This is a genomic window from Angustibacter sp. McL0619, from assembly GCF_049994355.1.
GTDB lineage: Bacteria > Actinomycetota > Actinomycetes > Actinomycetales > Angustibacteraceae > Angustibacter.
Genome location: NZ_CP188257.1, coordinates 1,942,446 through 1,956,910, shown reverse-complemented (window position 1 = coordinate 1,956,910; position 14,465 = coordinate 1,942,446). Strand labels below are relative to the sequence as shown.

Annotated in this window: 15 protein-coding genes; 3 read left to right on the top strand and 12 right to left on the bottom strand. The window is 72.0% G+C overall.

Annotated features, from left to right (window positions below; translation table 11 throughout):
* Positions 1 to 67: 67 nt before the first annotated feature.
* From pheT to infC, 7 genes are all read right to left on the bottom strand, one after another.
* Entirely contained in the window at positions 68 to 2,644 is a 2,577-nt protein-coding gene (pheT, locus tag ACPPVT_RS09045) for a phenylalanine--tRNA ligase subunit beta (protein ID WP_426566662.1), read from the bottom strand.
* A complete protein-coding gene (pheS, locus tag ACPPVT_RS09040; RefSeq protein ID WP_426566661.1) occupies positions 2,644 to 3,738 on the bottom strand; it encodes a phenylalanine--tRNA ligase subunit alpha in 1,095 nt (364 codons plus the stop codon). The genes pheT and pheS overlap by 1 nt, the downstream gene beginning before the upstream one ends.
* Before the next feature lie 55 nt (positions 3,739 to 3,793).
* The gene (locus ACPPVT_RS09035; RefSeq protein ID WP_426566660.1) at positions 3,794 to 4,876 is read right to left on the bottom strand and encodes an ATP-binding protein; all 1,083 of its coding nucleotides are present in this window, start codon (positions 4,874 to 4,876) and stop codon (positions 3,794 to 3,796) included.
* Positions 4,877 to 4,927: 51 nt separating this feature from the next.
* Entirely contained in the window at positions 4,928 to 5,809 is an 882-nt protein-coding gene (locus ACPPVT_RS09030; RefSeq protein ID WP_426566659.1) for a TrmH family RNA methyltransferase, read from the bottom strand.
* Between the two features lie 101 nt (positions 5,810 to 5,910).
* Positions 5,911 to 6,294, bottom strand: coding sequence for a 50S ribosomal protein L20 (rplT, locus tag ACPPVT_RS09025; RefSeq protein ID WP_426566658.1), 384 nt, complete (start codon positions 6,292 to 6,294; stop codon positions 5,911 to 5,913).
* A 60-nt stretch (positions 6,295 to 6,354) separates the two neighbouring features.
* A complete protein-coding gene (gene rpmI / locus ACPPVT_RS09020) occupies positions 6,355 to 6,549 on the bottom strand; it encodes a 50S ribosomal protein L35 (RefSeq protein ID WP_345716527.1) in 195 nt (64 codons plus the stop codon).
* Between the two features lie 129 nt (positions 6,550 to 6,678).
* The gene (infC, locus tag ACPPVT_RS09015; RefSeq protein ID WP_426567107.1) at positions 6,679 to 7,317 is read right to left on the bottom strand and encodes a translation initiation factor IF-3; all 639 of its coding nucleotides are present in this window, start codon (positions 7,315 to 7,317) and stop codon (positions 6,679 to 6,681) included.
* A 284-nt stretch (positions 7,318 to 7,601) separates the two neighbouring features.
* On the opposite strand from infC, the gene ACPPVT_RS09010 reads away from it, so the two are divergent.
* Both ACPPVT_RS09010 and ACPPVT_RS09005 read left to right on the top strand, forming a co-directional pair.
* The gene (locus tag ACPPVT_RS09010; protein ID WP_426566657.1) at positions 7,602 to 7,967 is read left to right on the top strand and encodes a DUF1844 domain-containing protein; all 366 of its coding nucleotides are present in this window, start codon (positions 7,602 to 7,604) and stop codon (positions 7,965 to 7,967) included.
* Between the two features lie 173 nt (positions 7,968 to 8,140).
* Entirely contained in the window at positions 8,141 to 9,487 is a 1,347-nt protein-coding gene (locus ACPPVT_RS09005) for a class I SAM-dependent methyltransferase (RefSeq protein WP_426567106.1), read from the top strand.
* Here ACPPVT_RS09005 and ACPPVT_RS09000 read toward each other — a convergent pair.
* The 3 genes from ACPPVT_RS09000 to ACPPVT_RS08990 form a co-directional block, all read right to left on the bottom strand.
* Positions 9,459 to 10,691 carry an MFS transporter gene (locus tag ACPPVT_RS09000; protein WP_426566656.1) on the bottom strand — a complete coding sequence of 411 codons (1,233 nt, stop codon included), beginning with the start codon at positions 10,689 to 10,691 and terminating at the stop codon, positions 9,459 to 9,461. The two genes, ACPPVT_RS09005 and ACPPVT_RS09000, sit on opposite strands and share 29 nt — an antisense overlap.
* A gap of 82 nt (positions 10,692 to 10,773) precedes the next feature.
* Positions 10,774 to 11,385: a dihydrofolate reductase family protein gene (locus ACPPVT_RS08995; RefSeq protein ID WP_426566655.1), complete on the bottom strand. Its 612-nt coding sequence runs from the start codon at positions 11,383 to 11,385 to the stop codon at positions 10,774 to 10,776.
* 88 nt (positions 11,386 to 11,473) lie between these two features.
* A complete protein-coding gene (locus ACPPVT_RS08990) occupies positions 11,474 to 11,731 on the bottom strand; it encodes a hypothetical protein (RefSeq protein WP_426566654.1) in 258 nt (85 codons plus the stop codon).
* Between the two features lie 63 nt (positions 11,732 to 11,794).
* Between ACPPVT_RS08990 and ACPPVT_RS08985 the strand changes: the two genes are divergently transcribed.
* Positions 11,795 to 12,277, top strand: a complete 483-nt coding sequence (locus tag ACPPVT_RS08985) for a glutathione peroxidase (protein ID WP_426566653.1) — start codon at positions 11,795 to 11,797, stop codon at positions 12,275 to 12,277.
* 26 nt (positions 12,278 to 12,303) lie between these two features.
* Here ACPPVT_RS08985 and ACPPVT_RS08980 read toward each other — a convergent pair whose 3' ends face one another.
* A complete protein-coding gene (locus ACPPVT_RS08980; protein WP_426566652.1) occupies positions 12,304 to 13,044 on the bottom strand; it encodes an SseB family protein in 741 nt (246 codons plus the stop codon).
* A complete protein-coding gene (proS, locus tag ACPPVT_RS08975) occupies positions 13,044 to 14,456 on the bottom strand; it encodes a proline--tRNA ligase (RefSeq protein ID WP_426566651.1) in 1,413 nt (470 codons plus the stop codon). The genes ACPPVT_RS08980 and proS overlap by 1 nt, the downstream gene beginning before the upstream one ends.
* Between the last annotated feature and the right edge of the window lie 9 nt (positions 14,457 to 14,465).

The following is a 14,465-nucleotide window of genomic DNA, read 5'->3' as shown; positions in this document are numbered from 1 at the left end:
TACACACCTCAGCGAGACGATGCACCTACCTCTCGTCCGGTCGGGTGAGGCGGGTGGCTTGGTGGGGTCAGTGGTCGCGCAGCACGGCTCCGGTCGCGCCGGCGGCGCTGGCTACGGCGGCCTCGGTCACGGCCGCGGCCTCCTCACCGGTCAGGGTCCGGTCGGGCGCGCGCAGCACCAGCCGATAGGCGAGCGACCGCTTGCCCGGCCCCGCCTGCTCCCCGCGGTAGTCGTCGAAGAGCCACACCTGCTCCACCAGCGAGCCCCCGCCCTCGCGCAACGCCTGCTCGACCCGGGCGGCCGGCACATCGTCGTCCACCAGCAGCGCCACGTCGCGCAGCGCCACCGGGTGGGTCGGCACCGGCACCGCCTGGATCACCTCGGGCACGGCGGCGACCAGGACGTCGAGGTCGATCTCCGCCGCGCAGGCGCGCTCCGGCAGGTCGAGCGCAGCGATCACGGCCGGCGCGAGCTCGCCGGCGTGCCCGACCAGGGTGCCGTCGGCGAGCTCCAGCCGCGCGCACCGTCCGGGGTGCCACGGGTCGTGTCGGTCCGCACTGACCTGCAGCGTCGGCACACCGAGGGCCTCGGCCAGACCCTGCACCGCAGCCACCGCGTCCGCCCAGTCCGCAGCCCGGCCCGGCCCCCACCAACCCGCAGGCTCACGTTGGCCGGCCAGCAGCACGGCGGCCCGCCACGGCTGGGCCGGGACGCCGGCGTCGAGCCGGGCGAGCACGGCGTCGTCCGGACGTCGGCCACCGCCCGGCTGCGGAGCGACGCCCGGTTCGCCCGCCGGGCGGAACACCCGACCGATCTCGAACAGCGCGACGTCGCGAACCCCGCGCGACAGGTTGCGCCGGACCGCCTCCGGCAGGGTGGCCAGCAGGCAGGTGCGCAGCAGCGGCTCCTGCTCGCTCAGCGGGTTCGCCAGCCGCAGCGCGTGCCGGCGCGGGTCCTGCGCCGCCAGCCCGAGCTGGTCGAACCGGTCGGTGGACGTGAAGGGGTAGGTCAGCACCTCGACCAGGCCGCGCTCAGCCAGCGAGCGCGCGGCCGATCGGCGCAGCCGCTGCGAGCGGGTCAGCCCGCGACCGGCCGGCGCCTGTGGCAGCACCGACGGGATCCGGTCGTAGCCCTGCACCCGGGCGACCTCCTCGACGAGGTCCGCGCCCTGGGTGAGGTCCGGGCGCCAGGACGGCACGTGCACCTGGAGCTCGTCCAGCGTCGAGTCGGACGCGTCCACCCCCGCCACCCGGGCCTGGGCCACCGTGCAACCGACGGCCTCCAGGGCCTGCACCACCTGCTCGTGGGTGTAGTCGACGCCGACCAGCCGTCGCGGCAGGTCGACCGGCATCAGCAGCGCGGGCCGCGCTCGCCGCTCGTCGACATCGCTCACCCCGACGCCACCGTCGCCACCGCCGAGCTCGGTGAGCAGACGCACCGCCAGCTCAGCCGCACGGTCCGCGAGATCGGTGTCCACCCCACGCTCGTACCGACGGGCCGCCTCGGTAGGCAGCTTGTGCCGGCGCGCAGTGCGGGCGACGGTGATCGGGTCGAAGTGCGCCGACTCCACCAGCAGGTTGCGGGTGGATGAGCTGACCTCGCTGCTCGCACCACCCATCACGCCGGCCAGCGCGATCACCCGAGAGCCGGTCGCGGACTCGTCGGTGATCAGCAGGTCCTGCGGGTCCAGCACCCGCTCCACGTCGTCCAGCGTGGTCAGCCGCTCCCCCGACCTGGCCCGGCGCACCACGATCACGTCCCCCAGCAGGTCGAGGTCGAAGGCGTGCAACGGCTGGCCGGTGGCCAGCATCACGTAGTTGGTGACGTCGACCGCGAGCGAGATGGGCCGCATGCCGCACAGCCGCAGCACCCGGCGCATCCACGGCGGGGTGGGCGCCGACGGGTCGAAGCCGCGGACCGTCCGCGCCACGTAGCGCTCGCAGCCCGGCGTGCCGCGCAACGGCTCGTCGTCGGCCAGCCGCACCGCAAAACCGTTCCCGTCGTCCGCCGGTGGGACGACGACCTCAGGGTCCACCGGATCGACGAACCGGCCACCGGCGCTCAGCGCGTACTCGCGAGCGATGCCGCGCAGGCTGAAGCAGTAGCCGCGGTCGGGGTTGACGTTGACCTCGACGGCGATGTCGTCCAGGCCGAGCAGTGCGATCGCGTCGGCGCCGACCGGCGCGTCACCAAGCCCGAGCCGGGACAGCACGATGATGCCGCTGTGGTCGTCCCCCAGACCGAGCTCGCGCTCGGAGCAGATCATGCCGTCCGAGACGTGACCGTAGGTCTTGCGAGCGGCGATCTCGAACCCGCCCGGCAGCACCGCACCGGCCAGCGCCACCACGACCTTGTCGCCGGCTGCGAAGTTCGAGGCACCGCAGACGATCCCACGCAGGTCGGTGTCGTCCGCGCCGTGCTCTGCACCCACCCGCACCTGGCACCACTGGATCGTCTTGCCGTTCTTCTGCGGCTCGGGCTCGGCGGAGACCACCTCGCCGACGACGAGCGGGCCGACCAGGTCGGTGCGGTGGATGGCCTCCTCCTCGAGCCCGACCCGGACGAGCACCTCCTGCACGTGCTCCGGCGTGGCGTCCGTCGGCAGGTCGGTGTGCTCGCGCAGCCAGGACATGGGGGCGCGCATCAGATCTCCATCCCGTAGTGCTGGCTGAACCGGATGTCGCCCTCGACCATGTCGCGCATGTCCCGGACGCCGTAGCGCATCAGCAGGGTGCGCTCTATCCCCATGCCGAAGGCGAACCCGCTGTAGCGGGCGGGGTCCACGCCGCAGGACCGCAGCACGTTGGGGTGGACCATGCCGCACCCGCCCCACTCGATCCAACCCGTGCCGCCGCAGGTCCGGCAGGCGCGGTCGGCGCCACGGCAGGCCACGCACTGCAGGTCGACCTCGGCGCTCGGCTCGGTGAAGGGGAAGTACGACGGCCGCCAGCGGGTCGGCGTCCCCGGGCCGAACATCTCCCGGGCGAAGTGGTCCAGCGTCCCCTTCAGGTGCGCGAAGGTCAGCCCCTCATCGACCGCCAGGCCCTCGACCTGGTGGAAGACGGGGGTGTGTGTGGCGTCCAGCTCGTCGGTGCGGAACACCTTGCCGGGGCAGATCACGTACGTGGGCACGCCACGCTCGAGCAGGCTGCGCACCTGCACGGGTGAGGTGTGCGTGCGCAGCACCAGGCCGGCCTGGGCCGGCTCGACGAAGAAGGTGTCCTGCATCTGCCGCGCCGGGTGGTCCGGGTCGAAGTTGAGGGCGTCGAAGTTGAACCACTCGGACTCCAGCTCGGGCCCCTCGGCGACCTCCCAGCCGAGCCCGACGAACAGGTCGTTCACCTTGTCCTGCAAGGTGTTCAGCGGGTGCCGGGCGCCACGCAGCGAGCGGCCCACCGGAAGAGTGACATCCACTGCCTCCTCGACCAGAACCCGGGCGTCACGCTCGGCCTCGAGCACCTGCTGGCGCGCGGCGAACGCCCGGGACACCTCGCCCCGCGCCTGGCCGACCCGGCGTCCGGCCTCGGCCTTGGCGGCCGGCGGCAGCGCCGCGATCTCACGGTTCGCCAGGGCGAGCGGGCCGCGGTCACCTGCGTGCGCGAGCCGGGCGGACTTCAGGTCGTCCAGGGACGTCGCGGCCGCCACGGCTGCGAGGGCGTCCTCGAGCGCATGCTGCACGGCGCCGGGCGAGAGGGCTTCGACCTCGACCGGGTCGTAGCTGGAGTTGGGGCCGGACATGGGATTGCCTTTCGACGAGCGAGGGTGCTGCGAGGGACGAGGGTGGAGCCCGCGCTCAGGCCACGTGGTCCGGGACCGAGGCGGGCAGCGTAAATCGGAACTCGGCACCGCCGGAGGCGGCCCGTCCCACCGAGATCCGACCGCCGTGCGCCTCTACGAGACCGCGTACCAGGTACAGCCCGAGACCCGTACCGCCGCGACGGTGACTGTGCCAGAACCGGGTGAACACCCGCTGGAGGTTCTCCTCGTCGATGCCTTCGCCCTCGTCGCTCACGCTCACGGCGACGACCGGCTCGGGTTCGGAGCCGGACAGCACCTCGGACGTGGCCACGAGGTCCAGTGTCACCGTGCCGTCGCCGTGCCGCACGGCGTTTTCCAGCAGGTTGGCCATCACCTGGTCCAGCCGGTCCGGATCGGCCCAGACCTCGGGCAGGTGCGGGGACGCGTGCACGACGAACTTGCGCTCGTCGCTGCCGCTGGCCACCATCCGTTCGACGTGCCGGCGGGCGGCGGCGGCCAGGTCGACCGGCTGAGCGTGCACCTCGAGCCGACCGGCGTCGATCCGGGAGATGTCGAGCAGCTCGCCGATCAGCCGGGTCACCCGGTCGGCGTCGTGCTCGATCGTCTCCAGCATGAAGCGCTTCTGGTCGTCGGTGAACCGGTCCCAGCGCCGCAGCAGGGTCGCGGTGAACCCCTTGACCGAGGTCAGCGGCGAGCGCAGCTCGTGGGCGACGGTGGAGATCAGCGCGCCCTGCTCCTCCTGGGTGCGCTGGCGCGACTTCGCGTCGCGCAACCCCAGCACGACGGCCTCGACCGGTGCGCCGCGCTCGGCGCGACGGTAGGTCGCGGTCACCAGCACCTCGACCGGCTTGGTCTCGCCGGGCAACAGCAGCAGGCGCTCGCGGTGACCGGTGCGGGTGGCCAGTCCGGACCACGGGTCGGTGCACTCCCACCAGCGCTGGCCTTCGATGTCACGCAGCGGCAGCGCGATACGCACGTCCTGCCCCAGCAGGTCGGCGCGCGAGCGCTCGAGCACCCGTTCGGCGGCAACGTTGAGCGCGGTGATCCGGGCGTCCGGGCCGGCAACGAGCACACCGTCCGGCAAGTGGTCGAGGTCCACCCGGGAATCGGCAGACATCAGCCACCTCCGGTGCTGACGTGCGCGATCCCGCGAGGCATGCCTGGGACTCTATCGACTCTGGCGGCCGATGCGCGGATGGCGCCGGTGTGCCCGTGAGGACGCGTAGAGGCAGACCGTCGCCGCCATCGCCAGGTTGAGGCTCTCGGCCGCCCCGCGCAGCGGAACCCGCACCACCGCGTCGGCCAGGTCGCGGTGCTCGGCGCTGAGCCCCCAGGCCTCGTTACCGAACAACCAGGCGGTGGGTCGACGCAGCAGCGCCGTCTCGTCCGACTCGGCCGCGTCCTGCAGGTCGTCGAGGTCGACCTCCCCGGCGCCGTCCGCCGCCAGCACCACCAGTCCTCGCTCGCGCAGCGCGCCCACCGTGTCGACGAGCGTGGCGCCCTGGGAGACCGGCAGGTGGAACAGACTGCCCGCAGTCGAGCGCACGCACTTGGGGTTGTGCACGTCCACGCTCGCCTCGGTGAGCACCACGGCGCCGGCGCCGGCGGCGTCACTGGCCCGCAGCACCGTGCCGGCGTTGCCCGGGTCGCGCACGTGGGACAGCACGGTGACCAGCGCCGAAGGATCGGCGGCCCGAAGCACCTCGTCCAGCGGCAGGTCGAGCAGCCGGCAGACCGCCAGCAGCCCTTGCGGTGTGATCGTGTCGGTCATCGCCGCCATCACGTCGTCCGAGACGAGCCTGGGCGCCACGCCCGCGGCGCGGGCGGCGTCCAGCTCGTCCGCCCAACGGGTGGTGGCGTGGGTGGTCACGTACAGGTCGTGGACGACGTCCCCGGACGTCGAGTGCGCGGCGACCGCCTCACGCACCGCCTGCGGCCCCTCGGCCACGAACCGCCCAGCCCGCTCACGGCCCGCCCGCCGGGCCAGCTGCGCGACCCGCCGTACCCGCTCGGCCTTGGGGTTGGTGAGCTGGTCAGAGGTCTGCGTCATCGCGGGACCCACCCGGACAGTATGAAGCCGCCGCGGGGTGCTTCGGCACTCTGCGGCGGCTCCATGTGATCGGGCACGCGGGTGGCCCGGGATACTTCTCGTCAGGCTGCGTCGCCGGTCGCGGCCTGGGCCGGGACGTTGGCGCGGGACAGCTCGACCAGGGTGGTGAAGGCTGCGGCGTCGTTGACGGCCAGCTCGGCCAGCATGCGACGGTCGACCTCGACCCCAGCGGCCTTCAGGCCCTGGATGAACCGGTTGTAGGTCATGCCGTTGGCGCGGGCAGCGGCGTTGATCCGCTGGATCCACAGGCGACGGAAGTCGCCCTTCTTCGCCCGACGGTCCCGGTAGGCGTAGGTCATCGAGTGGGTGACCTGCTCCTTGGCCTTGCGGTACAGGCGCGAGCGCTGACCGCGGTAGCCGCTCGCCCGCTCGAGGACGACCCGGCGCTTCTTCTGGGCGTTGACCGCCCGCTTCACGCGTGCCACGTGAGTACTCCTTCAGTCAATCTCGGCGCCCGCGTCACGGGCGCCCAGGGAACGGTGGCCTCAGCGGCCGAGCAGCTTCTTGATCTTCTTCGTGTCCGCCGGCGCGAGCACGACGTCGTTCGACAGGCGACGCGCCTTCTGGGGCGTCTTCTCGTGGAACTTGTGGACGTGGCCGGCCTGCTCGCGCATAACCTTGCCCTTGCCCGTGATCCGGAAGCGCTTCTTCGCACCGCTGTGCGTCTTCATCTTCGGCATGGCTGCCGTTCTCCTCGTCGTTGCTTCGCCCACGGTGGCGGGCGTGCTGTCTCGTCCGCCGGCCGTGACTTTCGTCGCGGCCGGAAGTTTGGTGGTCACCGTCGTGCGGCGACCTTGGTATGACCTCGGTCAGGCTTCGGTCGCGACCGGTGCGCCGGCGTCGTGGGACGCCTCGTCACCAGCCGGCGTGTCAGCCACGGTGTCGGCCAGTTCCTCGGCTGCGGTGCGGCGGCGCCGCTCCTCGGCCTTGGCCTCTGCCTTCCTCTTCGTGGGCCCGAGCACCATGATCATGTTGCGGCCGTCCTGCTTGGGCGCGCTCTCGACGAAGCCGAGCTCGGCGACGTCCTCGGCCAGGCGCTGCAGCAGCCGGTACCCCAGCTCGGGGCGGGACTGCTCGCGTCCGCGGAACATGATCGTGACCTTCACCTTGTCACCGGCCTTGAGGAACCGGACGACGTGGCCCTTCTTGGTGCCGTAGTCGTGCGGGTCGATCTTCGGCCGGAGCTTGATCTCCTTGATCACGGTGTTGATCTGGTTCTTGCGGGCCTCACGGGCCTTCAGAGCCGCTTCGTACTTGTACTTGCCGAAGTCCATGAGCTTGCAGACCGGCGGACGGGCGGTCGGGGCCACCTCGACCAGGTCGAGGTCTGCCTCCTGCGCCAGTCGGAGCGCGTCCTCGACGCGCACGATGCCGACCTGCTCGCCGTTCGGTCCGACGAGCCGCACCTCGGGTACCCGGATGCGGTCGTTGATGCGGGGCTCGCTGATGTGCTGCTCCTCACGGTTCGGGCGGATGTACGACCGCGGAGACGAGAAAAGGCTCCCGTCGCCGTCGCGAGGGGAGCCTGCTCCACGGATCCGTCACGGCACGGGCGGCACCGGCGCCGGAGCGCCAGCGTGCTCGCGCACGCACCGACCCGAAGGTCGGCCGGACCGGAACCCGGCAACCGTATGGTCACCCGGGTGGGAGAGAACTCCTCTTGCGTCCCAGACCCACCGTCGTCCCGAAGGGCGCCGACAGGTCTGGTCGGTCAGTCTGCAAGGGTAACAGCATGGACGGCGCAGTACCTATTCCCGACGAAGCGTCCGAGCGCTCCCCGGAGCGGGACATCGCCGACGTCCCCGCGATCGAGCTGATCAGCACGGCGGCCCTGCACCTGATGAGCGCGGCCGCCGTCAAGTGCGGCCTCGGTCACGACGAGGCCGCCGCCCAGCACCAGGACCTCGACGAGGCCCGCAAGCTGATCACTGCACTCGCGGGCCTGGTCACCGCCGCGGCGCCCGAGGTGGGCAGCCAGCACGCGGCGCTGCTCCGGGACGGCTTGCGCCAGGTGCAGCTCGCGTTCCGCGAGGCCTCGCCGGTGCCTGACCCGCCGGGTCGGGGACCGGGCGAGCGACTCACCGGACCGGTCAGCTGAAGCCTCCCGCCGACTGCGGGCACGGCGGTCGTGCGACGCACTCGCGAGCACGAACCCGATCGACTTGTCCGAGTCCGACCCGCGATCAGCAGCTACAGTGCCGTCCCATGACTGCTTGCGCGGTAAACGATTCGACCAGATCGTGGGGGCGCACCATCTCCCGCGTGCGAAGGATGCTGGGCAGGCAGCTGCGAGTAGCCACGCCGGCGAAGACCGGGCCGAAAGAGGCCGCCTGGATCCGGTCAAGGCCCGACGCACCGCCCACCCCGCCGGTACTGGACCGCGAGGTCAGCGACCCGAGCGAGGCCGCCGCCGTCCGCGCCGGGTGGCAGCTCGTGGGGGCCTACGAGCGACTGACCGCCAAGGCCGCCGCGACGGTGTTCGCCGACGAGCTCGAGGCCTGGCGCCAGTACGGGCTGGACACGGTACAGAACGCGGCGCACCCACCCACGCGCTCGCTGAAGCAGTACGAGACAGACACCAACCGGCTGCGCTTCCGCCGGGTCATGGACCTGGCCCAGCCCGGCGACCGGCTCTTCGACATCGGGTTCGGCCGCGGCTACCTGGCCGCACTGCTGCTGCGCGACTGCGGGATCGCCCGCTACCACGGCGTGGACATCGAGCGCTGGCACGCCAGGGCAGCCCGCGAGGTCCTGGACGTCAACGGGTTCGCTGACGCCGACGTGCGGCTGGACTACGGCGACCTCTACGAACTCCAGCGCAGCCAGCTCGAGGCGTCCGAAGCCAGCTTCGTCGTGTGCTGCGAGGTGCTCGAGCACGTCCCGGACCCCGAGCTCGCGCTGAAGGTCCTCGCCGATGCGCTGCCGGACGGCGCGGACCTGCTGTTCTCCGTCCCGCTACACGGTCGGCTGGAGGCGATCCTCGGCCACGTGACCGTCTTCGACGTGGCCCGACTGAAGCGGATGCTGGACGGCGCGGGGCTGTACGTCCACCTGGTCGAGCCGCTGGGCAACACCTGGACGACGGTCGTGGCGTCCCGTGACCCGGGACCGAGCGCCCGGGTGCGCGCCGCTGGAAGGCGGCCGCCGGTTCGCGTGGAGACCTCGCTGACCTCCCAGCACGACTATCGAACCGTCGAGCCGGCCACGTACACGCTGACCGGAGCTGCCGGCGCTGCCCCGGTGAGCGAGGCGACCAGCAAGGGCGCGCCCGGCCGGGTCGACGTGACGGTCCAGGGTTCAGGGGTGCTGGAGTTCCCGGTGGACGGGCTGGAGGCGCTGCGGGTGAGCTTCGGGATGACCAGCGCGCTGGACCTCGAGCAGGTCCGCATCTCGGTCTTCGCGGACGACACCCTTCTCGGCTCGTGGAGCTGGTCGGTCCGTCCGGACCAGCGCGAGCCGGGCAGGCGCTCGTTCGGGCTGCGCCCGAGCGAGACGACGGGCAGCGTCGTCGCGGGCCCGTTCAAGCCCACGTCCGGTGCGAATCGGGTGCAGGTGCTCGCGCAGACGCGCCGGGGCACCACCGCTGAGTTCACGTTCCGCGCAGACCTTCTGGCCTAGCCCCCGGACGGTCGGGTGACCTGGCACGTCCCGACAGCGTCGCCAGGCCGACCACCGCCACCACGGTGCCCACCACGCCTACGGTCACGAAGCCGGCCCAGGGTGCGACCTTGTCGATCGCGAACCCAGCCAGCGGCGCGCCGGCAGCGATCCCCGCGGTCAGCGCCGAGCCGTGCCACCCCATCGCCTCGCCGCGAACCTGCTCAGGCACCAGCTCAGCGATCACCTCGGCGGTGGCGGTGATGACCGGAGCGCACAGGAACCCGGCCGGGAACATCGCCAGGCACAGTGCGAGCGGTCCGCTGAACAGCGCCACCGGGATGGTCAGGGCGCCGAGGCCGAGCAGCAGCCAGGTCGGCGGGATGGAGCGCGGGATGGCTCCGTAGACCACGCCGCCCAGCAATGACGCGAACGCCCAGACCGACGCCACCAGGCCGGTCCAGCCGAGCTGGTCGGTCGAACGCAGGCTGGCGATGATCGAGACGTCCGTGCCGGCCAGCACGACCGTGGCCGCGGAGGTCGCCACCAGCACGAGCACCAGCGGCGAGGTCACCTGGATCTTCGGCTTCGGGCCGTCGACGATCGCGATCGACGGGTGGCCCGCGGCCCGGGCCTTTCCCTCAGGCGTCAGGGTCGGCGGGTTCATCACGATCAGACCGATGCCGGCCAGCACCGACGTCGTGCCGAGTGCGATCAGCGCCACGGTCGTCGAGATGTGCGTCGCGACCAGGATGCCGAGCGCCGGCGCGACCATGAAGGAGACCTCGACGCTGACGGAGTCCAGCGAGAAGGCCGTCCGCCGTAGCTCGGCCGGCACCATCGCCGACAGCGCGAGCCGGATCACGGTGAACACCGGCAGCGAGAACAACCCGCCGACGGCTACGGCGCCGACCAGCCACCAGTACGACAACCAGGGCGCGCTGCACCACACCACCGCCTCGGCGAGCAGGGACGGCAGCAGCGCCCGTCGCAAGCCCAGCCGGTCGACCATCCGGCCGCGCCAGGGCGCGCCGATCGCCGTCCCGATGGTCAGGGCCGCGACGACGAGGCCGGCTGCCACGTAGCTGCGCCCGAGCGTCTGCACGACGTGGACCGTCACGATCACGCCGGTCCCGGCGTTCGGCATGCGAGCCACGATGCCCAGCAGCGTCAGCGACGGGACCCCGGGCACCGCGAGTACGCGGCGGTAGGGGGTCAGCGGCACTCCGGGAGTCTGTCACCCGGCGACGACCGGGCCGGCACCGACCGACCGCGCCGCGCTCCGTGGCGCTGGCCGGTGCGCTGCCTCAGTAGCTGCCGAACTGCGCCGGTCCGGTCGGCCGGTACGAGGCGATGACGACCCCGGCGGCGGTGGACGAGAGGTTGGACAGCTGCATCGCCGTGGCCGGCGCGCCGTCCGCGAACAACCGTCGTCCTGCACCGACAACCACCGGGAAGGTCAGCACGTGGTGCTCGTCGACAAGTGCGTTGGCCAGCAGCCACTGGGCCAGCCCGAGGCTGCCGTGCACCTGAAGCTCGTCGTCCGTCTCCGCGCGGAGCCGGGCGACCCGTCCGGCCAGGTCGTCCGGGGCGAGGACGGTCGTGCCCTGCCAGGTCGGCGCGGTCAGGGTGGACGACGCCACGTACTTGGGCAGCCGGTTGAGCTTGTTCGGGATCGGGTCGGTCTCGTCGTCGTGCTCGGGCCAGTACCCGGCGAAGATGTCGTACGTCCGTCGGCCGAGCAGGAAGGCGGAGGCATGCTCGAAGACCCCGGTGACGAACGTCCCGAAGTCCTCGTCGCCGAACGGTACCGACCAGCCGCCGCGGTCGAAGCCTCCGCTGCGGTCCTCCTCCGGGCCACCAGGGCCCTGCGCGATACCGTCCAGCGAGACGAACGTGGTGATGGTGATCCGGCCCATGGCGTGCAGCTCCTTCGTCGTGGTGAATCGGTCGGGTGTGCAGACCGCCGACGCGAGGTCGACTCATCGGCGGTCCGCCACCGCGCTCTCAGCTGGTCGAGGCCGGCGCCTCACCGGCCGCCGCCCTGGCCAGGATCGTGGTGTTCTCCCCGATCCTGAAGAACAACTCCACGATCTCGAGGTAGATCCTGGCCAGCAGAACGTAGAACAGCGAGAGCCCGGCCAGCAGCGAGATCACGACCAGCACGATGTAGATCACCTTCAGAAACCGCAGAGTGATGAACGAGGTGAACGAGAAGTCGAACTGGGACAGCAAGATCGCCACCACGATAAGGCCGGGGAGCACGCCGAAGCGATGCCGCGCGGACCCGAGTGCGGGACACCGAACATCGCTTGGCAGACTGCCCTGATGACCGCCTTGACCGACTTCACCGCCCGCTCGATCGACGGCTCCGACGTCGACCTTTCCACCTTCAGTGGCGAGGTCGTCCTCGTCGTGAACACCGCGTCGCAGTGCGGGTTCACCCCGCAGTACCAAGGCCTGCAGGAGCTGCACGACACGTTCGGCGGCCAGGGCTTCAGCGTGCTCGGGTTCCCGTGCGACCAGTTCGGCGGTCAGGAGCCGGGCGACGAGGCCGAGATCGCGCAGTTCTGCGAGCGGAACTTCGGCGTGACCTTCCCGCTGTTCTCGAAGGTTGACGTGAACGGCCCCCAGGCGCACCCGGTGTTCGCCTGGCTGCGCACCGAGAAGGGCGGCCTGCTGGGCGACAAGATCAAGTGGAACTTCACCAAGTTCCTGGTGGGCAAGGACGGTCAGGTGATCGACCGCTACGCGCCGACCACGAAGCCCGAGGCGATCGCGGACGACATCCGGGCCGCGCTGTCGGCCTGAGGGTCGACCCGCTGCCCCAGGCCCGCTCAGCCGGCCGGCGCGAGGCTGAGCCGGATCCCGTCGACCCGTTCGCGCAGCAGCTCACTGGCCTGCAGCCGCTCGGCCACCGTCGCCGCTGCGCCGCGAACCACGTCGTCGGCGAGCCCCGGGGCCAGCAGCAGGACCACGAGCAGCTCGGCGTCGGTACCCGGCTCGCTGCGCAGCCCGACCACCCCCGGCACCTGCTCCGCGACCTCGCCGAGCACCGTGGCGATCTCACGGTCCTGGTGCGCCGGGGTCCAAGGCCGGCCCTGCCCGATGGCCCACAGTGCGGGGCGGGACACCACGAAGGTGACCGGACCGGCGGGGTCCAGCACCATCAGCTCGCACCCCTCGGCCACCGCCGAGACGGCCGCCCGACGACACGGCACGGGTACGGGCCGGGCGCTGGGGTCCCACCGCGCCAACGACTCCAGGCTGCTGAACACCGGGAGGGCTCGTCGACCGTCGTTACCGGTCAGCGTCACGAGCGCCATGTCAGCGCTCTTGTCGGCCGGACCGTGGCTGGCCTCGACGCCCTCGCCGAGCACCGCGACCACGGGCACCAGCAGCCTCGACGCAGCCAGCTCTCGCACCACGGCGGCTACGCTGCCGGACCCCTCGCCCAGGGCGGCGAGCGCCTGCGTCACAACGGGATCGGCGCCTCCGTCGTCCCCGTCGAACCCACCGCCGGGAAGCGTGCGCCCCTGCCACGGCAGTCCCGCGGAGTCAGTCGGACCCTGGTCCATCAGTACGCCCGGGCCACGACGGCGACCGCGCCGGCCTCGTCGTCGGACTCGGGAACACCGCCGTCCGGTCGGACCAGACAGCGCACCGTGATCCCGCGGGCCGCCAGCAGCGCCTCTCCTTCGACGCCCAGCGTGGCCCACGGGATCCGCGCCCACCCGGCGGCCGCGGCCTCGATCGCCTCGTCCACGGTGGACACCTCTTGGGTGGCCGCCTCGCGACGGACCAGAGCTTCCTGGTACAGCGTCCGGTGGTCCTCGACAAGCGCTCGGACGGCCGCGTCGGCGACCTCGCGCAGCGGCGTCGCGACCTTCGTGCCGGGCACCCGTCGGACCAGCGTCACAGTGCCTTGCGCCAGGTCGCGTGGCCCGACCTCGACGCGCACCGGCACGCCCTTCAGCTCGGCGTCCACCGCGCGCCGCCCGAACGGGGTGTCGACCCGGTCGTCGAGCTCGACCCGCACCCCGGCGGCGGACAGGTCGTCCACCAACCGGGCAGCGGCGTCCGGGACGCCCTCGCCGTCCTTGACGACGGTCACCAGCGCCTGCAGCGCGGCCAGGTAGGGCGGCACCCGCAGTCCGGCGTCGTCGCCGTGCGTCATGATCAGGCCGCCGAGCATCCGGGTCGAGGTCCCCCAGGACGTCGTCCAGGCGAGCTTGCGCTCACCGTCGGAGTCCAGGAAGTCGATCCCGAAGGCCCTGGCGAAGTTCTGCCCGAGCTCGTGGCTGGTCCCCATCTGCAACGCCTTGCCGTCACCCATCATCGCCTCGAGCGTCATCGTGCTGGTCGCTCCGGCGAACCGCTCGCGGACCGTCTTGCGCCCGACCACCACCGGCACCGCGAGCACCGACCGGATGAAGTCCTCGTACACCTCGTGCAGCACCCGTCGCGCGTAGCCGGCCGCGTCGGCCTGGGTGGCGTGCGCGGTGTGCCCCTCCTGCCAGAGGAACTCGCTGGTGCGCAGCAGCAGCCGCGGGCGTAGCTCCCAGCGCACCACGTTGGCCCACTGGTTCAGCAGCAGCGGCAGGTCGCGGTAGCTGGACGTCCACTTCGCCATGAACTCGCCGATCACCGTCTCGGACGTCGGCCGGACCACCACCGGCTCCTCGAGGTCCTTGCCGCCGGCATGCGTGACCACGGCGAGCTCGGGGCTGAAGCCCTCGACGTGCTCGGCCTCGCGATGCAGGTAGCTCTGCGGGATGAGCAGCGGGAACGAGGCGTTGCGCGCCCCGACCGCCTTGATCCGCCCGTCCATCTCGGCCTGCATCCGCTCCCAGATGGCGTACCCGTACGGGCGGATCACCTGGCTGCCGCGGACCGGCCCGCTCTCGGCCACCTCCGCTTTGGCGAGGACCTCCTGGTACCAGCGGGGGAAGTCCTCGGCGCGAGGGGTCAGAACCGGTGGGCGGGCCATGTCGCCCGA

Bases quoted from the DNA above. Each gene is read 5' to 3' on its own strand.
- pheT (WP_426566662.1), bottom strand. From the start codon at position 2,644: ATGCGCGCCCCCATGTCCTGGCTGCGCGAGCACACCGACCTGCCGACG.
- pheS (WP_426566661.1), bottom strand. From the start codon at position 3,738: ATGTCCGGCCCCAACTCCAGCTACGACCCGGTCGAGGTCGAAGCCCTC.
- ACPPVT_RS09035 (WP_426566660.1), bottom strand. From the start codon at position 4,876: ATGTCTGCCGATTCCCGGGTGGACCTCGACCACTTGCCGGACGGTGTG.
- ACPPVT_RS09030 (WP_426566659.1), bottom strand. From the start codon at position 5,809: ATGACGCAGACCTCTGACCAGCTCACCAACCCCAAGGCCGAGCGGGTA.
- rpmI (WP_345716527.1), bottom strand. From the start codon at position 6,549: ATGCCGAAGATGAAGACGCACAGCGGTGCGAAGAAGCGCTTCCGGATC.
- ACPPVT_RS09010 (WP_426566657.1), top strand. From the start codon at position 7,602: ATGGACGGCGCAGTACCTATTCCCGACGAAGCGTCCGAGCGCTCCCCG.
- ACPPVT_RS09005 (WP_426567106.1), top strand. From the start codon at position 8,141: ATGCTGGGCAGGCAGCTGCGAGTAGCCACGCCGGCGAAGACCGGGCCG.
- ACPPVT_RS08995 (WP_426566655.1), bottom strand. From the start codon at position 11,385: ATGGGCCGGATCACCATCACCACGTTCGTCTCGCTGGACGGTATCGCG.
- ACPPVT_RS08985 (WP_426566653.1), top strand. From the start codon at position 11,795: ATGACCGCCTTGACCGACTTCACCGCCCGCTCGATCGACGGCTCCGAC.
- ACPPVT_RS08980 (WP_426566652.1), bottom strand. From the start codon at position 13,044: ATGGACCAGGGTCCGACTGACTCCGCGGGACTGCCGTGGCAGGGGCGC.
- proS (WP_426566651.1), bottom strand. From the start codon at position 14,456: ATGGCCCGCCCACCGGTTCTGACCCCTCGCGCCGAGGACTTCCCCCGC.